This window comes from Arsenicicoccus piscis, from assembly GCF_022568835.1.
In the GTDB taxonomy this organism is placed as follows: Bacteria; Actinomycetota; Actinomycetes; order Actinomycetales; family Dermatophilaceae; genus Arsenicicoccus; species Arsenicicoccus piscis.
This window is the reverse complement of record NZ_JAKZHV010000011.1, coordinates 90440-114590: the sequence shown is the minus strand read 5'-3', so window position 1 is coordinate 114590 and position 24151 is coordinate 90440. Positions and strand designations below refer to the sequence as shown.

19 protein-coding genes are annotated in these 24151 nt (G+C 71.9%); 8 read left to right on the top strand and 11 right to left on the bottom strand.

Translation table 11 applies throughout. From position 1 onward, the window contains the following. Positions 1–6: 6 nt before the first annotated feature. The 3 genes from MM440_RS16345 to ppc all read right to left on the bottom strand — a co-directional run bounded on the left by MM440_RS16345 (position 7) and on the right by ppc (position 5365). Positions 7–543 carry a TetR/AcrR family transcriptional regulator gene (locus MM440_RS16345; RefSeq protein ID WP_241446203.1) on the bottom strand — a complete coding sequence of 179 codons (537 nt, stop codon included), beginning with the start codon at positions 541–543 and terminating at the stop codon, positions 7–9. Next, positions 540–2558, bottom strand: coding sequence for an MFS transporter (locus tag MM440_RS16340; RefSeq protein WP_241446200.1), 2019 nt, complete (start codon positions 2556–2558; stop codon positions 540–542). Before MM440_RS16340 ends, MM440_RS16345 begins: the two co-directional genes overlap by 4 nt. An 83-nt stretch (positions 2559–2641) precedes the next feature. Beyond that, positions 2642–5365, bottom strand: coding sequence for a phosphoenolpyruvate carboxylase (gene ppc / locus MM440_RS16335; protein WP_241446273.1), 2724 nt, complete (start codon positions 5363–5365; stop codon positions 2642–2644). A gap of 216 nt (positions 5366–5581) precedes the next feature. Here ppc and MM440_RS16330 point away from each other — a divergent pair, with 216 nt between their 5' ends. Together MM440_RS16330 and MM440_RS16325 are read left to right on the top strand one after the other, a co-directional pair. Beyond that, positions 5582–6931, top strand: coding sequence for a M20/M25/M40 family metallo-hydrolase (locus MM440_RS16330; RefSeq protein ID WP_241446198.1), 1350 nt, complete (start codon positions 5582–5584; stop codon positions 6929–6931). Beyond that, positions 6928–7296, top strand: coding sequence for a DUF3054 domain-containing protein (locus MM440_RS16325; RefSeq protein WP_241446190.1), 369 nt, complete (start codon positions 6928–6930; stop codon positions 7294–7296). Before MM440_RS16330 ends, MM440_RS16325 begins: the two co-directional genes overlap by 4 nt. Before the next feature lie 30 nt (positions 7297–7326). On the opposite strand, the gene arc is transcribed toward MM440_RS16325, so the two are convergent. From arc to MM440_RS16310, 3 genes are read right to left on the bottom strand one after another with little or no spacing between them, the layout of a single operon-like run. Beyond that, positions 7327–8946 carry a proteasome ATPase gene (arc, locus tag MM440_RS16320; RefSeq protein WP_241446187.1) on the bottom strand — a complete coding sequence of 540 codons (1620 nt, stop codon included), beginning with the start codon at positions 8944–8946 and terminating at the stop codon, positions 7327–7329. Then, positions 8936–10090 (bottom strand): tRNA (adenine-N1)-methyltransferase, encoded by a 1155-nt coding sequence (locus tag MM440_RS16315; RefSeq protein WP_241446185.1) that lies wholly within the window; start codon positions 10088–10090, stop codon positions 8936–8938. The genes arc and MM440_RS16315 overlap by 11 nt, the downstream gene beginning before the upstream one ends. A 31-nt stretch (positions 10091–10121) precedes the next feature. Then, positions 10122–11300: a site-2 protease family protein gene (locus MM440_RS16310; RefSeq protein ID WP_241446183.1), complete on the bottom strand. Its 1179-nt coding sequence runs from the start codon at positions 11298–11300 to the stop codon at positions 10122–10124. A gap of 65 nt (positions 11301–11365) precedes the next feature. Between MM440_RS16310 and MM440_RS16305 the strand changes: the two genes are divergently transcribed. Continuing rightward, positions 11366–12217, top strand: a complete 852-nt coding sequence (locus MM440_RS16305) for a RecB family exonuclease (RefSeq protein ID WP_241446181.1) — start codon at positions 11366–11368, stop codon at positions 12215–12217. Between the two features lie 16 nt (positions 12218–12233). Here the strand turns inward: MM440_RS16305 and MM440_RS16300 are convergent, their stop codons facing one another. Then, the gene (locus MM440_RS16300) at positions 12234–13112 is read right to left on the bottom strand and encodes a helix-turn-helix transcriptional regulator (RefSeq protein ID WP_241446173.1); all 879 of its coding nucleotides are present in this window, start codon (positions 13110–13112) and stop codon (positions 12234–12236) included. Then, positions 13076–13789, bottom strand: coding sequence for a Rieske 2Fe-2S domain-containing protein (locus MM440_RS16295; RefSeq protein WP_277626819.1), 714 nt, complete (start codon positions 13787–13789; stop codon positions 13076–13078). Before MM440_RS16295 ends, MM440_RS16300 begins: the two co-directional genes overlap by 37 nt. A gap of 218 nt (positions 13790–14007) precedes the next feature. Between MM440_RS16295 and MM440_RS16290 the strand changes: the two genes are divergently transcribed. The 4 genes from MM440_RS16290 to catC all read left to right on the top strand — a co-directional run bounded on the left by MM440_RS16290 (position 14008) and on the right by catC (position 17368). After that, positions 14008–14952 carry a LysR substrate-binding domain-containing protein gene (locus MM440_RS16290; RefSeq protein WP_241446171.1) on the top strand — a complete coding sequence of 315 codons (945 nt, stop codon included), beginning with the start codon at positions 14008–14010 and terminating at the stop codon, positions 14950–14952. Then, positions 14949–16064 carry a mandelate racemase/muconate lactonizing enzyme family protein gene (locus tag MM440_RS16285; RefSeq protein WP_338155670.1) on the top strand — a complete coding sequence of 372 codons (1116 nt, stop codon included), beginning with the start codon at positions 14949–14951 and terminating at the stop codon, positions 16062–16064. The genes MM440_RS16290 and MM440_RS16285 overlap by 4 nt, the downstream gene beginning before the upstream one ends. Positions 16065–16143: 79 nt before the next feature. After that, positions 16144–17040 (top strand): catechol 1,2-dioxygenase, encoded by an 897-nt coding sequence (catA, locus tag MM440_RS16280; protein ID WP_241446169.1) that lies wholly within the window; start codon positions 16144–16146, stop codon positions 17038–17040. 4 nt (positions 17041–17044) lie between these two features. Then, the gene (gene catC, locus MM440_RS16275; RefSeq protein ID WP_241446161.1) at positions 17045–17368 is read left to right on the top strand and encodes a muconolactone Delta-isomerase; all 324 of its coding nucleotides are present in this window, start codon (positions 17045–17047) and stop codon (positions 17366–17368) included. Here the strand turns inward: catC and MM440_RS16270 are convergent. Continuing rightward, positions 17365–18042, bottom strand: a complete 678-nt coding sequence (locus MM440_RS16270) for an HAD family hydrolase (protein WP_241446145.1) — start codon at positions 18040–18042, stop codon at positions 17365–17367. The two genes, catC and MM440_RS16270, sit on opposite strands and share 4 nt — an antisense overlap. Positions 18043–18073: 31 nt before the next feature. Continuing rightward, the gene (gene metH / locus MM440_RS16265) at positions 18074–21640 is read right to left on the bottom strand and encodes a methionine synthase (RefSeq protein WP_241446143.1); all 3567 of its coding nucleotides are present in this window, start codon (positions 21638–21640) and stop codon (positions 18074–18076) included. A gap of 111 nt (positions 21641–21751) precedes the next feature. On the opposite strand from metH, the gene MM440_RS16260 reads away from it, so the two are divergent. Next, on the top strand, positions 21752–22606 hold the full coding sequence (locus tag MM440_RS16260) for a PAC2 family protein (RefSeq protein WP_241446135.1): 855 nt from the start codon (positions 21752–21754) through the stop codon (positions 22604–22606). Between the two features lie 201 nt (positions 22607–22807). On the opposite strand, the gene mshC is transcribed toward MM440_RS16260, so the two are convergent. Further along, entirely contained in the window at positions 22808–24136 is a 1329-nt protein-coding gene (gene mshC / locus MM440_RS16255; protein ID WP_241446133.1) for a cysteine--1-D-myo-inosityl 2-amino-2-deoxy-alpha-D-glucopyranoside ligase, read from the bottom strand. Between the last annotated feature and the right edge of the window lie 15 nt (positions 24137–24151).

Sequence of the window (24151 nt, the reverse complement as noted above, 5' to 3'; positions counted from 1 at the left end):
CCCACCTTACGGCGCGATCAGACCCTGCACGGCAGCGCCGTAGACCCGCACCAGGTCGTCACGCTCCACCAGGCCGGGGCCGCACAGCCCGAGGATCCGCGCCCCCACCGCGAGCCCCAGCAGCGCCGACAGGGCCGCGTCGGCGCGCGCCCGCGCCTGCTCTCCCCCGCCGAGCCGCTCCACCAGCGGGTCCGCGTAGACCGTGTGGAAGCGCTCGCGCACCTGGTCCGGCTCGGGGGCAGGCAGCACCAGCACCGCCCCGCGCAGCAGCGGCACCGACCCGCCTGCGCGGATCCGGTCGACCAGGTCGCCCACGAGGAAGGCACCCAGCTCGTCGTCGGGGACCGGGCCGAGCGGCGGCAGCGGCTCGAACGTCGCCGCCGCGTCGAACAGCGCGGCCTTGCTGCCGACGTGCTTCATCACCAGGGCGGGCGACACCTCCGCCGCCGCGGCCACGTCCCGGATCGACACCCCGGCATAACCGCGCTCGGCGAAGAGGCGAGAAGCCTTGCGCAGGATCAGGTCTCGCGTCGTCGTCGTCATGCGCGCACCAGCTGTGGGTCGGCCACCAGATGGAGGTCGACCTCGCGCTCGACCCCGACCAGCGTGACGTTCTGCGCGGCGCTGGCAGCCGTGGCAGGGTCTACGGCGGAGACGACGTGGCGACCGTGCTCGCCGAGCGGCAGCTCGAACGCGCCGTCCGCGTCGGTCCGGGAGGTGGCCACCCGCTCGCCGGTGGCGCGGGTCAGCACGACGAGCACCCCCACGGCCGGCACGGTGTCACCGTCCCGGTCCTGGGTGACCTGGCCGCGCAGGCTCAGCCGGCCACCGAGATCGACGGGTTGGCTTGCGGCCGAGTCGATCTCGACGACCTCGCTGACGGGTGCCCACCCGTCAGCGGCGGTGATCCGGACATAGCGCCCCGGGCCCGGCAGCACGATCGCATAGCTGCCGTCCGGCTCCACCCGCGACCAGTCGACCGGGTCGCCGTCCAGGGTGAGCACGGTGACGACGGCGTTGCGCACGGCGCGCTTGGTGTCCGTGTGGACCCGCCCGGAGAGGACCAGCTCGTCGGGCACCTCGTCGCGCGCGACACCCGCCGGGGCAGCCGCGCCCGCGGCCGACGCGGCCTCACGGCGAGCCGGGATGAACGCCGCGAGGAGCGCGCCGAGGAGTGCCCCGGCGGTGCAGATCCAGAAGATCGCCTTGAACGCGTCCAGGGTCGGCAGGCTGTGGCCGCCGAGGTGCATCACCATGCTGGTGAGCACGGACGCGACCATGGCGCTGGCCGTGGACGTGCCGACGGCGCGCAGCAGCGAGTTGAGCCCGTTCGCGGATGCCGTCTCGGTGATCGGGACCGCGCTCATGATGAGCGTGGGCATGGCGGCGTAGGCGATCGCCGTGCCCGCCGACACGACGGTGGCGCCGAGCACGATCTGCCACAGCGAGTCCGTCAGGAAGACGCGCAGGACGTAGCCCGCGGCGAGGACGAGCGCACCGACGATGAGGGTGGACCGCCCACCGAAGCGCCGAGTGATGTTCGCCGACACCGGTGCGAGCAGGACCATGGCGAGGCCGGACGGCAGCATGCAGATCCCCGCGGCGAGCACCGACAGACCCAACCCGTAGCCCGTGGCGACCGGCATCTGGAGCAGCTCGGTGGTCGAGAGCATGTTGCCGTACATCGCGAAGCCGATCGAGATGCTGGCGAGGTTGGTCAGCAGCACCGGCCGCCGGGCGGCGGTGCGCAGGTCCACCATGGGCGTCGACGCGCGCAGCTCCCAGGGCACGAAGACCGCGAGCAGCACGGCGCTGCTGAGCAGCAGCAGGAGCACGGTCTCGGACAGCCAGCCCCACGTGCCGCCCTTGGTGATGGCGAGCAGCAGGGTGACCAGGGCGCCGGACAGCAGGGCTGCGCCGACCAGGTCGAAGCGGCCGGGGTTGCGGACCCGCGACTCGGGCACGACCAGCGGGATCACCACGAGCATGAGCGTCGCCATCGCGGCGGACACCCAGAAGAGCGCGTGCCAGTCCATGTGCGCGTAGATCAACCCGGAGAGCGGGAGCCCCACCGCGGACCCGATGCCGAGGGTCGCGCTCATCAGCGCGACGGCGCCCCCGACGCGCTCGCGCGGCAGCTCGTCGCGCATGATCGAGATGCCGACGGGGATGAGCGCGGCCGCGAAGCCCTGCAGCGAGCGGCCCGCGATGACGCCGGCCAGCGACGTGGTCAGGGCGCCGACGACCGAGCCGATCAGCTGGACCGTCAGGCACAGCAGCATCATCCGCCGCTTGCCGAACATGTCCGCCGCCCGGCTGACGATGGGGGTGGCCACGGCGCTGGTGAGCAGGGTCGCGGTGACCGCCCACGACACGTCGTCCGGCGACGCGTGCAGCAGCATCGGCAGCTCGGGCAGGACCGGCACGACCAGGGTCTGCTGCAGCGCCACGATGGTGCCGGTGAGCGCCAGCACGGTGGTGAGGACGGCGACGTTGGGGCGTCTGCGGTGCATCGCCTCGCGCGTCGGCGACGGGGTGGTCTGGGCAGCGGTGGTCAACGGGGGCCTTCCCGAGAGGGTGAACGAGCGTTCACCAGGGTACGCCTGACCCTCCACCGACCCGCCGCGCCCTCAGCCCTCTCTCAGCCCGTGTTCCGCAGACCGGCGGCCACGCCGTTCACCGCCAGCAGCAGCACCCGCTGCAGCCGCGGGTCGTCGTCGCCCGCACGCAGCCGCGCGAGCATCGAGACCTGCAGATAGCTGATCGGGTCGAGGTAGGCGTCGCGCACCGCGAGGGTGCGCTGCAGGACCGGCTGCGCGTCGAGCAGGCTCTCCTCACCGGTGACGGCCAGGACGGCGGCGACGGTGCGGTCGTGCTCGTCCTTGATCGTGTCGAAGACGTGCCGCAGCCGCGGGTCGACCAGCGAGTTCACATAGTGCTCAGCGACATCCATGCGCGTCTTCACGAGCATCATCTCGACGTTGGAGATGAACGTCCGGAAGAAGTGCCACTGCGCATACATCTCGCGCAGCCGGTCGCCGTGCCCGGCGGCGACGGCCGCCTCGAGGCCGGTCCCGACGCCGAACCACCCCGGGACGATCTGGCGCGACTGCATCCAGCCGAAGACCCAGGGGATCGCGCGCAGCCCCTCGAGGCCGGTGCCGGAGTCGGGTCGCTTGGACGGCCGCGACCCCAGCTTCAGCGGGCCGAGCTGGTCGACCGGGGTCGACGCCCAGAAGTACGGCGGCAGGTCCGGGTCCTCGACGAGCCGGCGGTAGGCCGCAAAAGCGTTGTCGGACATGACATCCATGCAGGCGTCCCACTCCGAGAGGGTCTCGGCGGGCTGACGCGCGTCCAGGTGCAGGGCGCTGGCCTCCAGCACGGCGGCGAGGGTGAGCTCGAGGTTCTCGCGGGCGAGCTGGGGCAGGGTGTACTTGTCCGAGATCACCTCCCCCTGCTCGGTCACCTTGATGGCGCCGTCGAGCGTGCCGAACGGCTGCGCGAGGATCGCCTCGTGCGCGGGGCCGCCGCCGCGCCCCACGGTGCCGCCGCGGCCGTGGAAGAGGCGCAGCCGCACGCCGTGTCGCGCCGCGACGTCACGCAGCTCGCGCTGCGCTCGGTGGATCTCCCACTGCGACGTGGTGATCCCCGCGTCCTTGTTGGAGTCGGAGTAGCCGAGCATGACCTCCTGCTGGCCGCCGCGCAGCCGCACGATCTCGCGGTAGGTCGGATCCGACAGCAGCGTGTCCAGGATCTGCCCGGCCGCCCGCAGCTCGGCGACGGTCTCGAGCAGCGGCACGAACCCGATGCGCGCCACCTCGCCGGAGACGTCGACGAGGCGCGCCTCGCGCGCGATCACGGCGGCGGCGAGGAGGTCGTCGGCGCCCTGGGTCATCGACACGATGTAGCTCTCGATGACGTCGGCTCCGAAGCGGTCCTGCGCCCGACGGATCGCGGTGAACGTGTCGTAGGTGCGGCGACCCGCGTCGTCCAGCGCCGGCGGGGTCGGCCCGAGCGGCCGACGCGACGCCAGCTCGCGCGAGAGCACCTGCAGGCGCTCGGGTCTCGCGAGGCTGGAGTACGAGGCGTCGCTCTCGCCCAGCCGGTCGACGAGCTGGGCCAGCACGTGGTGGTGGGCGTCGGCGTGCTCGCGGACGTCCATCGTCGCCACCTGCAGACCGAAGGCACTGACCGACCGGATCAGCGTCAGCAGCGCACCGTCGGCGAGCAGCTCACCCTGGTTGGCGCGCAGCGACTCTCGCACGACGAGCAGGTCGGCCAGCAGCCCCTCGCGACCGACGTAGTCGTGTCCCTCGCGCGGCAGGCCCTCGTCGGCGATCCGGCGGTGGGTGTTGAGGAGCTTCTGCCGCACGCAGTGCAGCTTGAGCCGGTAGGGCTCCTCCTTGTGGATGCGGCGGACCCTCTCGTCGAGCTCGGGGAGGGCCGCGAGGTCTGCCTCCAGGCTCTGCAGGAGGGCGGGGGTGACGGACTTCATCCGGTCGGACGTCGAGACCTCGCTGATCACCCGGTCCACCTGGGACACCAGGTTGCGGATGCCTACCGCGTGCTGCATCGAGAGGATGTCGAGCGTGGCCTGTGGCGAGACGTTGGGGTTGCCGTCGCGGTCACCCCCGATCCAGTTGCCGAGGATGAGCGGTCGGGCCGTCGGGGCGAGGGTCGCGCCCCGCTCGGCGGCCAGCTCGGCCAGGTCGTCGAGCAGCTCGGGCACCGTAGACCCCATGAGCGTGTCCGCGTAGAACAGCACGTTGCGGGCCTCGTCGGGCACCGTCGGCTGGTCGACCCGCAGCTCGTCGGTCTGCCAGAGCGCCTCGATCACGGTGGCCAGCTGCCGGTCCCGCGTGCGGGTGCGCGCCGGCGAGGAGGTGGCCCGCTCGTCGAGCAGGGCGTCACCGATGCTGCGCAGCTTGCCGAGGATGGACCGCCGGCTCGCCTCGGTCGGGTGGGCCGTGAAGACCGGCCGCACCTCGAGCTGGCCCAGCACCGTCGTGAGCGCCGCCGCGCCCCGCTCGTCGGCCACCGCGGCGACGGCGCGGGCCAGCCAGCCCTCCCCCTCCGGGCGGGCCTCGATGCCGCGGATGCGGTCGGCCTGCTCGGCGATGTTGGCGAGGTGGAAGTAGGTCGCGAAGGCCCGGACCAGGTTCGTCGCCGTGGGCAGGTCGGCCGACTCGAGCGTGCGCTCCAGAGCGCGTTGGGCGTCCTTGTCACCACCGAGGGCGGCCTTGGCGCTCGCCCGGATCTGCTCGACGTCGGCGAGCAGCTCGGCGGACTCCTGGCGGGTCAGCGTCTCCCCGAGGAGCTCGCCGAGGCGGCGAATGTCCTTGCGCAGACGGGTGTCGTCGGTCACGGTCCACTCCGAGAGCTGGTCGCTCGGGGTATCAACGGTCACGAAGTCCTCCTGGTCGGGCGTGCTCGGGCTCACGAGCCTAGGGCCGTCAGGATGTCCGGCGTGTTTCCTGCCCGAGCGCCGGACGGTGGGCTCGCGAGACTGGATCACCAGGCAGGAACACCAGGCTGGACGTCTCGCTAGGCTGGGCGGACCACCCAGACGAAAGGCCTCACCATGGACCTCGCCTCTGCCCGGGCCTACGCCGACCAGGCCATGCCCGCGGTCATCGACGACCTCACCACGTTGGTCGCGCACCCCTCGATCGCCTTCCCCGGCTACCCGCGCGAGCCGATGGACGCGATCGTGCCCGAGCTGCTGGACCTGTTCCGCCGCAACGGTGTCGAGCAGGTCGAGACCCTCGACGTCCCGGGTGGCTACCCCGCGATCTACGCCCTCGTGCCCGGCCCGCAGGGATCGCCGACGGTCACGCTCTACGCGCACTACGACGTGCAGCCGGCGCCGATGTCGCAGGGCTGGACCACCGACCCGTGGACGGCGACCACCAAGGCGGACGGACGGCTCTACGGGCGGGGTGCGGCCGACTGCAAGGCGGGTGTCGTGGCGATCGCCGCGACGATGGGTGCCTTCGAGGGCACTCCCCCGTGCACCGTGCGCCTGGTGATCGAGGGCGAGGAGGAGACCAGCAGCCACATCGAGGAGCTGGTCCAGGCCCGCCCCGAGCTCTTCGCCTCCGACGTGTTCGTGATCTGCGACGGCGGCAACGAGAAGGTCGGCGAGCCGGCCATCGGCACCGGCCTGCGCGGCGACGTGGCGCTCACCGTGACCCTGCGGTCGCTCGACAGCGCCCTGCACTCCGGCGCCTTCGGTGGCGGCGCACCGGACGCGCTGGTCGCCATGATCCAGCTGCTGGCCACGCTGCACGACGCCGAGGGCAACACCGTGGTCGAGGGCTTGCACTCCTTCGAGTGGGAGGGCGGCAGCGTCGACGAGGACGAGTTCCGTTCTGTCGCAGGGGTGGTGGGCGACGCCGAGCTCGTCGGCAGCGGTCCGCTCGCCTCCCGGCTGTGGTCGCGACCGTCCGTCACCGTCCTCGGCATGGACGTGCCGACCGTGGCCGGGTCGAGCAACGCGCTGGTCCCGACCTGCAGCGCACGCCTGTCCCTACGCATCGCCCCCGGCTCCGACATGGAGCACGAGCTGGAGACCCTCAAGGAGCACCTGCGCACCCACACGCCCTACGGGCTGGTCCCCCAGTTCACCGACGAGAAGATGGGTGCGCCGTTCCTCGCCGACACCTCGGGTCCGGCGGTGGCCGCCGCCGCGACGGCGATGGGTGAGGCCTTCGGCGCAGCACCGGCGTTCCTCGGTTCCGGCGGGTCGATCCCCCTGGTCTCCGAGCTGATCCAGGCCTCCCCCGGCGCCGAGGCGATCGTGTGGGGTCCGGAGGACTCCGAGAAGGCGCGCATCCACGGCCCCGACGAGTCCGTCGACCCGAGCGAGATCCGCGACATCGTCGTGGCCCAGATCCGCCTGCTCACCCTCCTCGGTGAGGGCGCGCGGTGACCCGCGCCAGAGCCCTGCTGCTCGACGTCGTGCTGGTGCTCGTCTTCGCCGCCATCGGGAGGCGCTCGCACGACGAGTCCGGAGCCCTGGTCGGCGTGCTCGTCACGGCCTGGCCGTTCCTCGTCGGCCTGCTCGTCGGCTGGGTCGCCACCCTGGCGCTGCGCCGAGCCCCCGAGTCCGTCGTCGGCGGGGTCCCGGTGTGGCTCGGCGCGGCGTGGGTCGGCATGGCCGTGCGCGCACTGAGCGGCGGGGGCACGGCCTGGTCGTTCCTGCTGGTCGCCACCATCACGCTCGGTGTGCTCCTGATGGTGCCGCGCCTGGTCGTGGCCCAGGTCCGCAAGGGGCGCCAGGCGCCGTCGGCGTAGCCCGCCGGGCGGGCGGAGGCCGCGACGACCTCAGTCGTCGCGGCCGAACGTGCGCAGGTGGACGATCCGCTCGCCCCGGCGGCCGGACACGCGGGCCCAGTCGTCGGGGTTGGTGGTGTTGGGCAGGTCCTCGTTCTGGCGGAACTCGTCGAGGTAGGCCTGCCGCAGCTGCCCGAAGGTGATGCCGCGCTCGCCGGTCGTGAGGAACGCCTTGATGGCCGACGTCTTGGCCCGGTCCACGATGTTCTGGATCATGGCGCCGGACGCGAAGTCACGGAAGTAGAGCACCTCGGTCGTGCCGCTCGCGTAGGTCACCTCGAGGAACCGGTTGGCGTCCGTCGTGGCGTACATGTCGTCCATGACCTGGTCGATCAGGGCGGTGGCTGCCGCCTCGGTCGAGCCCCCGTGTGCCGCAACGACATCGGCGTGGATCGGGATCGCCGGCGTGAGGTACTTGCCGAAGATCTCGCGGGCGCCGACCTGGTCGGGACGCTCGATCTTGATCTTGACGTCGAGCCGACCCGGTCGCAGGATCGCCGGGTCGATCATGTCCTCGCGGTTGGAGGCGCCGATGACAATGACGTTCTCGAGGGTCTCTACACCGTCGATCTCGGCGAGCAGCTGGGGCACGATGGTCGTCTCGACGTCCGACGAGACGCCGGACCCGCGGGTGCGGAACAGCGAGTCCATCTCGTCGAAGAACACCACGACAGGGGTGCCCTCGTCGGCCTTCTCACGGGCCCGCTCGAAGACCAGGCGGATGTGCCGCTCGGTCTCGCCGACGTACTTGTTCAGCAGCTCGGGGCCCTTGATGTTGAGGAAGTAGGAGCGCTGCGCGTCCGGCTCGAGACCGTCGCGCTCGGCGACCTGGCGGGCCAGCGACGCGGCAACAGCCTTGGCGATCAACGTCTTTCCGCACCCGGGAGGGCCGTAGAGCAGGACACCCTTCGGCGGCTTGAGGTGGTGCTCGCGGTAGAGACCGGGGTGCAGGAAGGGCATCTCGACGGCGTCGCGGATCTGCTCGATCTGACCCCTGAGGCCACCGATGTCGGCGTAGGAGATGTCCGGCACCTCCTCGAGCACGACCTCGGTCACCTCGGCGTGCGGCATCCGCTCGATCGCGAACATCGTGCGGGTGTCGAGCAGCACCGCGTCGCCGATCCGCAGCCGCTCGTCGGCCAGGGACTCGGCGACCCGGACGACCTTCTCCTCGTCGTTGCTCATCAGGACGACGAGCCGGTCGGTGCCGATCCGGTCCTTGATCATCACGACCTCGCCGGTGCGCTCGAACTCGCCCAGCCCGACGATGACCAGCGCCTCGTTGAGGCGCACCTCGCGGCCGAGGCGGACCTGGTCGCGCGGGATGTCGGTGGAGATGGCGACCCGCATCTTGCGACCGCCGGTGAAGATGTCGGCGGTGCCGTCCTCGTCGTGGCGCGTGATCACGACGCCGAAGGTCGACGGCGGCGCGGCGATCCGGTCGATCTCCTCGCGGAGCTTCTCGATCTCGGTCTTGGCCGTCTTCAGGGTGCCGACCAGCTGCTCGTTGGTGCGGGCCAGACCGGCGTTCGACGTCTGCAGCTGGGTCAGGCGCCGCTCCAGCTCACGCTGGCGGGCGCGCTCGCTCTCGCGCGTCGGGTCATAGCTCATCGGTCGTTCCCTCCTGCGTCGTTCCCTCGTCCTCGCGCGCTGCGTCTGCGTCGGCCGCCTCGCGCGCTGCGTCTGCCCGTGCTGCGTCCAGGTGGCCGCCCTCGATCCGGGGACGGCGGGTGGCCGGGCTGGGCGGCGGCTCGTTGTTGGCGTGCCGGCGGACGCGGCGCAGCTTCTTGTCCGAGATGCCGCGCTCACCCACGTCCTCGGGCGACCACTCGGCGTCCCACTCGACGCCGAACGGCTGCACCTCGGTCTCGGTGGCGGCCTTCGCGGGTCGCCGCTTGCGCACCGGCGGGACGACGCCCGGCGCGAGCCGGCGGGTGGTGACGAGGAAGCCGGTGTGCCCGTGCATCCGGTGCACGGGCCGCACCGCGAGTCCTTCGAGGTGCCAGTCGCGCTCGATGACCTCCCAGCCGTGCGGCTCGGTGAACCCGCCGTGCGCCTTGGCGCCCTCGGCGAACCGGGAGAGCTGGGTCGCCGTCGCGACGTAGCACAGCAGCACGCCACCGGGTGCCAGCGCCTCGGCCACGGCGTCCAGGCACTCCCAGGGCGCCAGCATGTCCAGCACGACCCGGTCCACGGAGGCCGGCGGGCACACCGAGCCCAGGCTCTCGGCGAGGTCACCCACGACGACCTCCCAGGCCGGGTGGTCTACGCCGAAGTAGGCGCGGGCGTTGCCGCGGGCGACCTCTGCGAAGTCCTCGCGCCGCTCGAAGCTGTAGAGCCGCCCCGCGTCGCCGACGGCGCGCAGCAGCGACATGGACAGCGCCCCCGAGCCGACGCCGGCCTCGACGACCACCGCCCCGGGGAAGATGTCGCCGTAGGTGATGATCGGGCCGGCGTCCTTGGGGTAGACCACGGCCGCACCGCGCGGCATCGACATGACGTAGTCCGCGAGCAGCGGCCGCAGCACGAGGAACTCGTCGTCGATGTTGTTGCGGATCGTCGAGCCGTCCTCGAGCCCGATCACATCGTCGTGGCGCAGGAAGCCGCGGTGGGTGTGGAACTCCTTGCCACGCTCGAGGGTGACGGTGTGCATGCGACCACGCGCGTCGGTCAGCTGGACCCGCTCCCCCTCGCCGATCGGGCCGCGGCGACGGGTCGCGCCCGTGGGTTCGGGACGGTGGGGAGGGGTGCTCATGATCAGCCAGTCTAGTGACCCGGTTGCACGATCAGCGCACGGATATCGCCTGGACGACGTCCTCCTCCAGCACGACGCCCCACTGGCCGGGCACCACCTCGACCGCGATCGCCCCGGCGCCGGCGGACTGCATCCGGCTGAGCAGCTCGGTGACCGGGCCGTCCAGCCAGCCGCCGTCGGGGCCGGGGGCGACGGCCGGGTCGGGCAGCACCATCGCGGCGGCCGAGACGGGAGTCGTCGCCCGCGCGTGCTCGGGGACGTCGGCGACCGCCCCGGTGATCAGCGAGTGCGGGCGACCGTCCGGGCCGGCGACGAGCAGGAAGGCGCCCGGCGCCGGCGTCTCGAGCGCCTGCGCCACGGTGGTGCGCTCGGGCACGATCACTGCGGGTCGCACGACGTCTCGCACCCGCACGGTGTCGACGAGCCGGCGGACCTTCGCGGTGCGGATGCTCGCCGACGCGCCCTGCCAAAGGAAGCCACCGATGAGCACCGCCCAGAGCAGCGTGAACAGGCTCGGTCGCGCGCCCCGGGCGAGCGGCAGCACGAGCCACCACAGCACGACGAGGACGGTCAGCACGCGCCCGCTCCACCCGGCGACGAGCAGACCCGTGGTGCGGTTGCCGGTGATCCGCCACACCAGGGAGTCCACCAGCCAGCCGCCGTCGAGCGGCAGACCGGGCAGCAGGTTGAACAGCGCGACGAAGCCGTTGGCGTAGAGCATCGCGCCGACGAGCAGCGAGGCGATGCCGCCGGGCTCGGTGAGCGGCCAGACCAGGTAGGCGATCGCCGCGAGAGCGGCGTTGGCGAGTGGCCCGACGACGGCGACGGCGGCACTGCGGCCGGGCGTGTTGTCATCGGCCTGGTAGGCCGTGTGCCCGCCCCAGAGGTCGGCCACGACCCGGTCGACCCGGTGCCCGAAGCGCAGCGCCATCAGGGCGTGGGCGGCCTCGTGGGCGAGGACCGACACGAGCAGGAGCAGTGCGTAGCCCAGGGCGATCGCGTAGACCGTGGACCCGAGGTCCGGGCGGCGGTAGGCCAGCTGCGGTCCGAACGTGGCGACGATCACCACGGCGATGATGGGCCAGCTGCGACCGAGGTAGATCGGCACCCCGGCGAGGCGGCCGATCCGCCAGCCCCGGGAGCGCCCGTCGGCAGCCTCCGCCGCGGCGGGAGAGGCGGGGGGTGGTGCGGGCTCGCTGGTGTGGGCCATGGAGTGACCCTATGTCGGACCGTGGCCGTCGGGGGCCTGTCAGTGGTCGGTTCTACAGTTCCACCATGGTTGCCGCACTCTCCCCCAGCCGGGCCGCAGACTTCATGCAGTGCCCGCTGCTCTACCGCTTCCGGGTGGTGGACCGGCTGCCCGAGCCGCCCAGCCCCGCCGCGGCGCGCGGCACCCTGGTCCACGCGGTCCTGGAGCGCCTGTTCGACGTCCCCGCCCCGCAGCGCACGCTGGAGCACGCCCGCAGCCTGGTCGGCGGGCAGTGGGAGGCCCTGGTCGGCGCCGAGCCCGAGCTCGCGAGCGTGCTGCCGGCCGAGCTGGAGGACTGGATCGAGGACGCCGGGCGGCTGGTCGAGCGCTGGTTCGCCCTCGAGGACCCGACCCGCCTCGAGCCGGCCGAGCGCGAGCTCTACGTCGAGCACGACCTCGGCGGGCTGCTCCTGCGCGGCTACATCGACCGGCTCGACGTGGCCCCCAACGGCATGATCCGGGTCGTCGACTACAAGACCGGGCGAGCCCCGTCGGAGCTGTTCGAGGGCAAGGCGCTGTTCCAGATGAAGTTCTACGCCCTGGCCATCTGGCGGATCCGCGGGGTGGTGCCGGCGATGCTGCAGCTGGTCTACCTCGGCAACAGCGAGCTGCTGCGTTACGTCCCCGAGGAGAGCGACCTGCTCGCCACCGAGCGCAAGCTCAAGGCGCTGTGGGAGGCCATCGCCCGGGCCGCCGAGACCGGTGACTGGCGGCCGCGCCGATCCCGCCTGTGCAGCTGGTGCTCCCACCAGGCGCTCTGCCCCGAGTGGGGCGGCACGCCGCCCCCGCTCCCGACCGACGCCGCCGACCGGGCCCTGCACCCGGTCAGCAGGCACGCGCCCGACGACGCCGACCGCGACGACCCGCTCGAGCAGTAGGCCCCGGCCGCGCGGTCTACCGCAGCCGGCTCGCCAGCTCGGCGCGGCCGCGGACCTGCAGCTTCTGATAGACCCGGGTGAGGTGGTACTGCACGGTCTTGGGCGACACAAACAGCTGCGTCGCCACCTCCTTGTTGATGAGCCCCGACACGACCAGCTCGGCGACCGCCTGCTCCTGGGCGGTGAGCTCCGTCGCGATCGGTGCCCCGGCCGCCTGGCCCACCGGGACCGACTGGAGCCGGCCGGCGCGCAGCTCGCGCTCGACCCGGGCGAGAGCCGGGACCGCCCCGAGCGCCTGGTAGACCTCCTGGGCCCGCCGCAGCCGCGGCTCGGCCTCGCGACGGCGACCGGCCCGACGCAACGCGCGCCCGTGCGCCTCGCTGGTCCCGGCGACGAGCAGCGGTCGGCCGAGGGCCTGGGCCAGGTCGGTCGCCTCGGTGAAGGCTGCGTCCGCCTGGTCGACCGCGCCGGTGCCGGCGAGCACCCGGGCCCGCAGCGCCAGGACCCGCGCCGCGGCGCTGCGGCTGCCGAAGCCGAGCAGCTGCGGCTTCCACCGGTCCAGGACGTCCGTGGCCTCGTCGAGCCGGCCGAGGGTGATGAGGGCGTCGGTGTAGGGGTCGGGCCAGGGCAGCAGCCCGAGGTCCGGCGTGGGCTCGTCGAGCCGGGTCAGCAGCGGGCGGCCCAGGGTGATCACGCCCTCCAGGTCGTCCTCGGCGGCGGCCACGTGCATGCGCGCGAGGACGCCGGGCAGGTGCATCAGGGTGAGCGCGGGATCCGCGACACCGGCCGGGTCGGCGTGCGCCCGGGCAGCGGCCAGCTCCCCGCGCTGCGCGCACACCTGGGCCCCGGTCCACTCGATCAGCGGCTCGACGAGGCGAAGACCGCTGCGGTCCAACGCGGTTCGTCCGAGCGAGACCGTCTGCAGCGCCGCGTCCCACTCCCCCGCCTCGACGTGCAGCCGGGCCAGGTGGACGAGCCACGCAGCACCTCCAGGCCCTCGGGCGACTGGTCGACGAGCATGTCGATGATCGTGGTCGCGTCGCCGAGCCACTCCTCCAGCGAGGACACGTCGGGGTTGAGCGACCCGAAGAGGAAGCCGCGGTAGCTGTCGAACCGGGCGACCTTGGTCAGGTCGTGCGAGCCGTCGGTGTTGAACCCCTCGGGGTAGCCGGCACCGTCGGGGTCCTTGACCTTGACCAGCTCGCCGCTGTTCTTGAAGGTCCAGCCGTGGAACGGGCAGGTGAGGGTGGTGCGGTTGTCGGTCTTGCGCCGGCACAGCATGGCGCCGCGGTGCGCGCACGCGTTGATCAGCGCGTTCAGCTTGCCGTCGCGCGAGCGGATGATGACGATCGGCTGCCGACCGATGTAGGTCGTGAAGTAGTCACCGGGGTTGGCGACCTGCGACTCGTGCGCGAGGTAGATCCAGTCGCCCTCGAACAGGTGCTTCATCTCGAGCTCGAAGAGCTCCTCGTCGGTGAAGATTGAGCGGTTCGCGCGGTAGATGCCCTCGTCGGGGTTCTCCACGACCGCCTGGTCGAGGTCGAAGTGCGGGGTAGCCGTCGGGTAGGCCATCGGTCCTCCTGCGGTGGCGTCGTTGTCACCGGCCGGCTGCTGCCGACCACGTGCGGTGCGTTCCTCCCCACTCTTGGCCCCGGGCCCGGGTCCGCGCCTCGGGCACAGTGCTAGGTCTGACGTAGGGGGGTATTCAGATGTCGGCGGTATCAATAGGATCGAAACAGGTATTTCCGTATATCGAACTCTGCTGCCTACTGTCGAGAGGGCTCGCACCCATGGAGCTGCGTCACCTGCGCTACTTCGTCGCCGTCGCCGAACAGCTGCACTTCGGTCGCGCGGCCCAGTCGTTGCACATGGCACAACCACCCCTGTCCCACGCGATCCGCCAGCTGGAGGAAGAGATGAGCGTCGAGCTGTTGACTCGCACCACGCGCACCGTCGCCCTCACGCCTGCCGGTGCCGCGTTCTACACCGACTGCGTGCGGACCCTCGCCGAGATCGACGAGAGCGTCGAGCGGGCCCGCCGGGTGGCCGAGGGCCGCACCGGTCTGCTGCGCCTCGGCCTGGTCGGCTCGGTCACGTCCTCCCACCTGCCCGAGCTGGCGCGGCTGCTCAAGGACGAGATGCCGGCGGTCGCCCTCGAGGTGCACGTCGAGATGCTGACGCCCGCCCAGACCGAGGCGCTGGAGTCCGGCCGCCTCGACCTCGGGCTGCTCCGCCCGCCGGCGCCGTCCGCCGACCTCACCACCCGCCTGGTCGCCCACGAGCCGCTCGTGCTCGCCCTCCCCCGCCATCACCGGCTGGTCGGCGATCCGGACGTCCGCCTGGACGACCTGCGGCACGAGGCGTTCGTCACCTACGCCGCCTCCAGCGGGTCCGTCGTCAGCCACACCATCGACCGTGCCTGTCGCGCAGCGGGATTCGTGCCACAGCGGGAGCACGAGGTCCGGGACACCTCGACCCTGCTCGCGCTCGTCGCCGCCGGCCTCGGGGTAGCCCTCGTGCCCGCCTCGGCGCGCGCCGCCAGCCCCGAGGGCGTCACGTTCGCCGAGCTGCCCGACGCCCCCACCGTCGACCTGGCCCTGGCCTGGCGCACCGACGACGCCTCCCCGCTGGTGTCCCGGCTCGTCGGCGTGCTGGAGCGCCACCACTACTTCGTCGACGCCGCTGCGGGTGCAGCTGCCGGTGCAGCCGTCGACAGCGAGGAGCAGACCCGATGAGCACCGACCTGACCGTGGCCTCGGTCGAGGCGATCCCGTTCGCGATCCCCTACGTCAAGCCCCTGGCCTTCGCCAGCGGCTCGGTGTCGGTCGCCGAGCACGTGCTGGTGCGCGTCACGACGACCGATGGCCTGGTGGGCATCGCCGAGGCCCCGCCCCGGCCGTTCACCTACGGCGAGACGCAGGCCTCGATCATGGCGGTCGTCGACTCGCTGTTCGCCCCGGCGGCCGTCGGCACCTCGGCGCTGCACCGCGAGGCCATCCACGCCCGGCTGCGGCGCACGGTGGGCAACCCCACGGCCAAGGCCGCGCTCGACATGGCGCTGTGGGACATCGTCGGTCAGGCCTTCGACGTCCCGGTCACCGAGCTGCTCGGCGGGTTCGGCGACCGGATGCGGGTCAGTCACATGCTCGGCTTCGCCGACCCGGCCGCCATGGTGGACGAGGCGGCGCGGATGCGGGAGGTCTACGGGATCTCGACGTTCAAGGTCAAGGTGGGTCGCGACCCCTACCGTCTCGACGTCGCCGTGTGCCGCGCGCTGCGCGAGGCGTTCGGCGAGGAGGTCGAGCTCTACGTCGACGGCAACCGCGGCTGGAGCGCGTCGGACTCCGCACGCGCGCTGCGCGAGATGGCCGACCTGGACCTGCTCTACGCCGAGGAGCTGTGCCCCGCCGACGACGTCCTCGGCCGCCGGTGGCTGGCCGGGCAGTCGACCATCCCGCTGGTCGCGGACGAGTCGGCGACCACCCCGGGCGAGGTGACCCGCGAGCTGCTGGGGGGCTCCGCGGACGCCATCAGCATCAAGACCGCGCGCACCGGCTTCACCGACTCCCAGCGGGTCCTGTTCCAGTGCGAGGGCCTGGGCGTCGACGTCATCATGGGCAACCAGATCGACGGCCAGATCGGCACCGCCTGCACCGTGGCCTTCGGGGCGGCGTACGCCACGACGAGCCGGCGCGCGGGCGAGCTGAGCAACTTCCTCGACATGAGCGACGACCTGCTCACCGAGCCGCTGCAGATCAGCGGTGGCACCCTGGCGGTCCGCCCCGGTGCCGGGCTCGGGCTGCAGATCGACGACGACAAGCTCGAGCGCTACCGCACGGACCGCTGAGCCCGTCGGCCCACCCGACCCACGACCTGCACCGCACCAGCAGCACCACCCGATACCCACACACAAAGGAGTGCATGACATGACCATCGACGAGAAGGCCGAAGCCACCGAGCAGGCCAAGGAGCAGCAGGCGACCCTGGAGGCCCGCGCGGCCGACTCCGGCGCCAACGCCACCGCCGCGTTCCGCAAGAAGCAGGGCCAGGCGCTGGAGGTCCCCCCGGAGCGCGTGAGCCAGCTGGCCACCGAGGTGCTCGAAGCCATCCACGAGGTGATCCGCAAGCACCACGTCACCTACGCCGAGTACGACGCGCTCAAGAAGTGGCTCATCCAGGTCGGTGAGGACGGCGAGTGGCCGCTCTTCCTCGACGTGTGGGTCGAGCACGTCGTCGAGGACGTCAACACCGCGCACCGCAAGGGCAACAAGGGCACCATCGAGGGCCCCTACTACGTGCCGGACTCCCCGGTGCAGCAGAGCCCGGCGAAGATCGACCAGCGCGACGACGAGAAGGGCGAGCCGCTGCAGTTCCAGGGCCAGGTCCGCTCGGTCGACGGCTCCGTGCTCAAGGACGCCAAGGTCGAGCTGTGGCACGCCGACGCCGACGGCTACTACTCGCAGTACGCCCCCGGGCTGCCCGAGTGGAACCTGCGCGGCACCTTCGAGGTCGACGACGAGGGCCGCTACCAGATCGGCACCGTGCTGCCGGCGCCCTACCAGATCCCGACCGACGGCGCCTGCGGCAAGCTGATCGCCGCGGCCGACTGGCACGCCTGGCGTCCGGCCCACCTGCACGTCAAGGTGTCGGCCCCCGACCACGAGCTGCTCACGGCCCAGCTGTACTTCCCGGGCGACCCGCACAACGACGACGACATCGCGTCGGCCGTCAAGCCCGAGCTGGTGCTCGACCCGAAGGACGCGTCCGACGGCGCCGGCAAGGTCGTCGACTACGACTTCGTCCTCGACCCGGTCGCCGGCTGACCCCATGCTCTACGCCGTGACCATGGACGTCGCGATCCCCCACGACCTCGACCCCGAGGTCGCGGCCTCGACCATCGCGACCGAGAAGGCCTACTCGCAGGAGCTGCAGCGCAGCGGCGAGTGGCGCCACATCTGGCGGATCGCCGGGCAGTACTCCAACCTCAGCATCTTCGATGTCGAGTCCAACGAGCGACTGCACGAGATCCTCTGGGGGCTACCGCTGTTCAAGTACATGACGGTCAAGGTGCAGCCCCTCGCGACGCACCCGTCGGACATCGCCCTGCTGGGCGGTGCCGACGGGGGCGGCCAGGCCAGTCAGGCCGGTTAGGCCGTCGCCGTCGCCCACAGGTCCGCGAGGGACCGCCCGGCGAGGGTCGGCACCTGCGCGGCGCCGTGCTCGTGCGGCACCGGCACCACGTGCGGGACCGCGATCGTCGGCACGTGGGCGGCGACGGCGGAGCGCATGCCGGAGGGCGAGTCCTCGATCGCGAGAGCGGTCCGGGGCTCGACCCCGAGGCGCGCGCAGGCGGTGAGATAGGGCTCGGGGTGCGGCTTGCCGTGGGTGACCGTGTCGCCCGTGACGACCGCGCTGAACGTGCCTGCGGGCACGATCTTCTCGAGCTCGTTCGCGAACACCGTGTAGGACATCGTGACGAGCGCGCAGGGCACGCCGAGCTCCTGCGCCTGGTCCAGCAGCTCCTTGGCGCCCGGGCGCCACGGGGCGTGCTGGCGGAAGCGCTCGACCACCCCACCGAGGAGCCGCTGCACGATCTCGTCGATCGTCAGCGGCATCCCCGTGTGCTCGCGGATCACCGACGCCGAGTAGGTCAGCGGACGACCGACGATCGACTGCGCGTCCTCGTGGGACCAGACCCCGCCGTAGGACTCTACGAGCGCGAACTCCTCTGCCATCCAATAGGGCTCGGAGTCGACGAGCGTGCCGTCCATGTCGAGGAGCAGGGCCGAGGGCAGCGGCTGGGGCGGCGCGGACGCGGTCGTCATGAGGTCCATTCTCTCAGCCGGGACACGTCGTTCATGCCTTGAAGTACTTCGCCTCCGGGTGGTGCACGACGAGCGCGTCGGTGGACTGCTCGGGGTGCAGCTGCAGCTCCTCGGACAAAGTCACGCCGATCCGCTCCGGCTCAAGCAGCGCCACCAGCGTCGCCCGGTCCTCGAGGTCGGGGCAGGCCGGGTAGCCGAAGGAGTAGCGCGCGCCGCGGTGGTGCAGCTTCAGCAGCCCCTCGAGGTCGCCCGCGTCCTCCGCCGCGTAGCCCAGCTCGTCGCGCACCCGGGCGTGCCAGCGCTCGGCCAGCGCCTCGGTCAGCTGCACCGACAGACCGTGCAGCTCGAGGTAGTCCCGGTAGGCGTTGTCGGCGAACAGCGCCGCCGTCGCCTCGGCCACCTTGTCGCCCATGGTGACCAGCTGGAACGAGATGACGTCCGGCACTCCGTCGGCCTCGTAGCGCTCCTTGGCGCGGAAGAAGTCGGCGAGGCACAGCCGCCGGTCGCGGCGCTGGCGCGGGAAGGTGAAGCGCGCCCGCTCCGCCCCGAAGGACACCGTGCCGTCGTCGGCGACGGTGTGCTCGAGCACGACCAGGTCGTTGCCCTCGCTGTAGCAGGGGAAGTAGCCGTAGACCACCGCAGGGCGCAGCAGGTCCTCGGTCTTGATGCGGTCCAGCCACATCCGCAGCCGCGGCCGCCCCTCGGTCTCGACGAGCTCCTCGTAGCTGGCCCCGTCCTCCCCGCGGGTCGGCTTCAGCCCCCACTGGCCGAGGAAGGTCGCACGCTCGTCGAGGTAGGGCGTGAAGTCGCTGAGCGCGATGCCCTTGACGACCCGGGTGCCCCAGAACGGCGGCGTCGGGATGTCGTTGTCGGCGGCGACGTCCGACCGCGTGGTGTCCACCGGGGCGTCCTCGTCGAGGTCGGGCGTCGTGGCGCGCACCCGCCGCTCGCGACGGGCCGGCAGCAGGTCGCCGATGTCCTGGCTCGGGTCGGCCTTGGCCGCCGCGACCGCGTCCATCAGGCGCAGCCCCTCGAACGCGTCGCGGGCATAGCGCACGTGCCCCTCGTAGATCTCGGCGAGGTCCTGCTCGACGTAGGCGCGCGTCAGTGCCGCGCCGCCCAGCAGGATCGGCCACCGGGCCGACAGCCCCCGGGAGTTCAGCTCCTCGAGGTTGTCCTTCATGACCACCGTGGACTTCACCAGCAGGCCACTCATGCCGATGGCGTCGACCTCGTGCTCCGTTGCGGCAGAGACGATCTCGTTGATCGGCACCTTGATGCCGATGTTGACCGTCTCGTAGCCGTTGTTGGACAAGATGATGTCGACGAGGTTCTTGCCGATGTCGTGGACGTCGCCCTTGACCGTGGCCAGCAGCACCTTGGCCTTGGCCTGGCGCTTGGTGCCGCCGGACGCCTCCTCGATGAACGGCTCGAGGTAGGCCACCGCGGCCTTCATCGTCTCGGCCGACTGCAGCACGAACGGCAGCTGCATCTTGCCGGAGCCGAACAGCTCGCCCACGGTCTTCATGCCGGCCAGCAGGTGCTCGTTGATGATGGCGAGCGGGTCCTGCCCCTCGTCCAGCGCCTCCTGCAGGTCGGCGTCCAGGCCGGTGCGCTCGCCGTCGATGATGCGCTGAGCCAGCCGCTCGTCGAGCGGGAGCGCGAGCAGCGCCTCGGCCCGACCGGCCTTGAGCGTCTTGGTGTCGACGCCCTCGAACAGCTCGAGCATCCGCTGCAGCGGGTCGTAGGTGCACTCGGACTCCCCCGGCTCGCCGGCCCAGCGGCGCCGGTCGTAGATCAGGTCGAGTGCGACCTCGAGCTGCTCGCTCGGGATCCGGCTGATCGGCAGGATCTTGGCCGCGTTGACGATCGCCGACGACAGGCCGGCCTTGACGCACTCGTCCAGGAAGACGGAGTTGAGCACGACCCGCGCGGCCGGCTTGAGTCCGAAGGACACGTTCGAGACGCCAAGAGTCGTGTTCAGCCCCGGGTAGGCCGTGGTGAGGGCCCGGATCGCCTCGATCGTCTCGATGGCGTCGCGGCGGGTCTCCTCCTGACCGGTGGCGATCGGGAAGGTGAGGCAGTCCAGGACGATGTCCTCGACGCGCATCCCGAACTGGCCGGTCAGCGTGTCGACCAGACGGCGCCCCACGGCCTCCTTGTGCTCCCGGGTCCGGGCCTGGCCCTGCTCGTCGATCGTGAGGGCTACGACCGCGGAGCCGTGCTCGGCGACCAGCGCCATCATGCGGGCGAAGCGGGACTGCTCGCCCTCGCCGTCCTCGAAGTTGACCGAGTTGATCACCGCGCGTCCGCCGAGCCGCTCCAGCCCGGCCTGGATCACGGCCGGCTCGGTGGAGTCGAGGACGAGCGGCAGGGTGCTGGAGGTGTTGAGCAGGTTGACCAGGTGGTCCATGTCGGCGGCGCCGTCCCGGCCCACGTAGTCGACGCACACGTCGAGCAGGTGCGCCCCCTCACGGGTCTGGTCCTTGGCGATCTCGAGGCACTGCTGCCAGTCCTGGGCGAGCATCGCCTCGCGAAAAGCCTTGGAGCCGTTGGCATTCGTCCGCTCGCCGATCGACAGGAAGGACGCGTCCTGACGGAACGGCACGGCGGTGTAGAGCGAGCTGACCCCCGGCTCGGGGCGCGGCTCGCGCGGGGTGATCGGCTGACCGCCCACGGCCTCGGCGACGGCCTTGAGATGCTCCGGCGTGGTGCCGCAGCACCCACCCACCAGCGCCAGGCCGTAGTCCTTGACGAACGTGCGGTGCGCCGCCGCGAGCTCCTGCGGCGTGAGCGGGTAGACCGCCCCCTCCTTGCTCAGCTGCGGCAGGCCGGCGTTGGGCATGCAGGTGACGGGGACCCGCGCCTGCTGGGAGAGCACGCGCAGGTGCTCGCTCATCTCGGTCGGGCCGGTCGCGCAGTTGAGGCCGATCGCGTCGATGCCGAGCGGCTCGAGCGCTGTGAGGGCGGCGGCGATCTCGGTGCCCATCAGCATCGTGCCGGTCGTCTCGACGGTGACCTGCACGATGACCGGCAGGGTCTCGCCGGCGGCAGCGAGGGCGCGCTTGCAGCCGACCACCGCGGCCTTGGCCTGCAGCACGTCCTGGACCGTCTCGATCAAGAGGGCGTCGGCGCCGCCGTCGATCAGTCCGCGGGCGCACTCCTGGTAGGCGTCGCGCAGCGTGGCGAACGCCACGTGCCCGAGCGACGGCAGCTTGGTGCCCGGCCCGATCGAGCCGATGACGAAGCGCTGCCGCCCGTCCTCGCTCCACCGGTCGGCCGACTCGCGGGCGATCTCGGCGCCGGCGCGGGCCAGCTCGTAGATCCGGTCGCTGATGCCGTACTCACCGAGGTTCGCCAGGTTGGCGCCGAAGGTGTTCGTCTCGACGCAGTCCGACCCGGCCTCGAAGTAGGCGTCGTGCACCGACCGCACGACGTCCGGGCGGGTGACGTTGAGGATCTCGTTGCACCCCTCGTGGCCCTGGAAGTCCTCCATCGACGGGTCCGCGGCCTGCAGCATCGTGCCCATGGCGCCGTCGGCGACGAGGACACGGGTGGTCAGGGCTTCACGGAATGCGTCGGAGCGAGTGCTCACCATGGGACCTTACTCTCGGGACGGGACTGCCCGAGAAGGATAGGTCCCCCGTGGGGATGGGTAAGTTGGGGGTTCGCACGGTGGGCAGCACGACCGGCAACAGGAAGGCACGACGTGATCCAGTTCGACGACCTCCCGCAGCTGCGGCGGCCGCTGCTCCTCGCGGCCTTCGAGGGGTGGAACGACGGGGGCGACGCCGCCTCCGCCGCGGTGGCACACCTCGCCGAGCAGTGGGACGCCCAACCGGTGGCCGCCATCGACCCGGAGGACTACTACGACTTCCAGGTGGCCCGGCCGCGCATGTCGGTCGACGAGGGGCACCGGCACGTCGTCTGGCCCACCACCCAGATCCTGCTCGCGTCGCCCCCCGGCCTGGACCGGGACGTGCTGCTCGTCCGTGGGATCGAGCCGTCCTTCCGCTGGCGCGCGTTCACCGAGGAGATCCTGGACCTCGCCGAGTCGGCCGACGTCGACCTGTTCGTCACCCTGGGCGCCTGGCTCGGTCCCACCCCGCACACCCGCCCCGTCCCGACGACCGTGAGCTCGGACAGCGAGGACATCGTCCACCGCTTCGACATCGCACGCAGCGAGTACGACGGCCCCACGGGCATCGTCGGCATCCTCAACCACGGGGCCAGCCAGCTCGGGATCCCGGCGTTCTCGCTGTGGGCCGAGGTGCCGCACTACGCCGGCGGTCCGCCCTCGCCCAAGGCCACGCTGGCCCTGGTCTCCCGCCTGGAGCACCTGCTCGACCTCAACCTGCCCCGCGGCTCCCTGGAGGCCGAGTCCCGCGCCTGGCAGCGCGGCGTCGAGGAGCTCGCCAGCGACGACGAGGAGATCACCGAGTACGTCCGGTCCCTCGAGACCGCCCAGGACACCGTAGAGCTCCCCGAGGCCTCCGGCGACGCCATCGCCAAGGAGTTCGAGCGCTACCTGCGCACCCGCGGCGACGACGACGCCAAGGGCTGATCCCGCCGAGACGGCAGCTGCCCACCGACACGGCAGTTAGTCACTACAACCCCGCCGACACGGCAGTTGGCCACCGAGATGGTTGGTATACGCGCCATCTCAGTGCCGAAGTGCCGTCTCGACACCCGGGGCGTCGCCAAGTGCCGTCTAAGTACCGAAGTGCCGTTTCGACCAACCCAGTCGGGTGGGCGGCCCGCCGGGCTACAGGGCGATGCCGAGCCAGGCGTCGATGGCGGCGACGAGGTGCGCACGGTCGGCGGCCGACATGGTGGTGCGGCCGGCGTCGACGTCGTCGAGGTAGGCGTCGATGGCGGCGAGGGCGGCCTGGGAGCGCAGGTCGTCGGTCAGGGCGGCGCGCATGGCCTCCACCGTGTCGAGGGCCGCCGGGCCGGGCTGCCCACTCGCGCCCTCCCCGCCAGCACCAGCACCACCAGCAGCAACACCAGCAACAGGCCCGCACAGCACGCCGCGCCACCGGGCGAGACGCTGCTGCGCGGCCTCGAGCAGCCCGTCGGTCCACTCCCAGTCGGTGCGGTAGTGCTGATCGAGCAGCACCAGGCGGATCGCCATCGGGTCGGTGCCCGAGAGGCGCAGCCGGGAGACCAGGACCAGGTTGCCTCGGGACTTGCTCATCTTCTCGCCGTCGAGCCCGACCATCGCCTGATGCAGGTAGACCTGGGCGAACGGCGGGTGCCCGGTGAGCCCGTCGGACTGCACCGCGCTCATCTCGTGGTGGGGGAAGATCAGGTCGGTGCCGCCGCCCTGCACGTCGAAGCCCACGCCGAGGTGCTCGAGCGCGATGGTCGTGCACTCGATGTGCCAGCCGGGGCGTCCGCTGCCGAGGCCGCAGCCGTTCCAGGCGGGCTCGCCGGTGCGCTCGGCGCGCCACAGCAGCGGGTCGAGCGGGTCGCGCTTGCCCGGACGCTCGGGGTCGCCCCCGCGCTCCGCGAAGAGCGCGGCCATGGTGGCGTCGTCGTAGTGGCTGACCTGCCCGAAGGTCGGCAGCTGGGACAGGTCGAGGTAGTAGTCCTGCGCGCCCTCGGCCACCAGCTCGGCCTCCTCGGGGCCCACGGGCACGGGGTAGGCGAGACCGGCCGCGGCGAGCTCGCACACCTGGTCGGCGATCGCGCCGACGCTCTCGACGACCCCGACGTAGTGGTCCGGCGGCAGCACCCGCAGCGCGGTCATGTCGTCACGGAACAGCTGGATCTCCTTGGTGGCCAAGGCGGTCCAGTCGACGCCGTCGCGGTGCGCCCGCTCCAGCAGCGGGTCGTCGACGTCGGTGATGTTCTGCGCGTAGAGCACCTCGTGCCCAGCCTGGCGCAGCACCCGGTTGACCAGGTCGAAGGTCACGTAGGTCGACGCGTGCCCCATGTGGGTGGCGTCGTAGGGCGTGATGCCGCAGACGTACATGCGGGCGGTCGGCCCGGGGGTGAGCTCGTGCATCGCGTCGCGTCCGGTGTCGTGCACGCGCAACGGCCGAGCAGGTCCAGGGACGGTGGGCACCGAGGGTGCAGGCCAGGACTTCACGAGGGGACTCTAACC

Bases quoted from the DNA above. Each gene is read 5' to 3' on its own strand.
- MM440_RS16270 (WP_241446145.1), bottom strand. From the start codon at position 18,042: ATGACGACCGCGTCCGCGCCGCCCCAGCCGCTGCCCTCGGCCCTGCTC.
- arc (WP_241446187.1), bottom strand. From the start codon at position 8,946: ATGAGCTATGACCCGACGCGCGAGAGCGAGCGCGCCCGCCAGCGTGAG.
- metH (WP_241446143.1), bottom strand. From the start codon at position 21,640: ATGGTGAGCACTCGCTCCGACGCATTCCGTGAAGCCCTGACCACCCGT.
- catA (WP_241446169.1), top strand. From the start codon at position 16,144: ATGACCATCGACGAGAAGGCCGAAGCCACCGAGCAGGCCAAGGAGCAG.
- MM440_RS16315 (WP_241446185.1), bottom strand. From the start codon at position 10,090: ATGAGCACCCCTCCCCACCGTCCCGAACCCACGGGCGCGACCCGTCGC.
- MM440_RS16290 (WP_241446171.1), top strand. From the start codon at position 14,008: ATGGAGCTGCGTCACCTGCGCTACTTCGTCGCCGTCGCCGAACAGCTG.
- catC (WP_241446161.1), top strand. From the start codon at position 17,045: ATGCTCTACGCCGTGACCATGGACGTCGCGATCCCCCACGACCTCGAC.
- MM440_RS16330 (WP_241446198.1), top strand. From the start codon at position 5,582: ATGGACCTCGCCTCTGCCCGGGCCTACGCCGACCAGGCCATGCCCGCG.
- MM440_RS16295 (WP_277626819.1), bottom strand. From the start codon at position 13,789: ATGGCCTACCCGACGGCTACCCCGCACTTCGACCTCGACCAGGCGGTC.
- MM440_RS16285 (WP_338155670.1), top strand. From the start codon at position 14,949: ATGAGCACCGACCTGACCGTGGCCTCGGTCGAGGCGATCCCGTTCGCG.
- MM440_RS16310 (WP_241446183.1), bottom strand. From the start codon at position 11,300: ATGGCCCACACCAGCGAGCCCGCACCACCCCCCGCCTCTCCCGCCGCG.
- MM440_RS16305 (WP_241446181.1), top strand. From the start codon at position 11,366: ATGGTTGCCGCACTCTCCCCCAGCCGGGCCGCAGACTTCATGCAGTGC.
- MM440_RS16345 (WP_241446203.1), bottom strand. From the start codon at position 543: ATGACGACGACGACGCGAGACCTGATCCTGCGCAAGGCTTCTCGCCTC.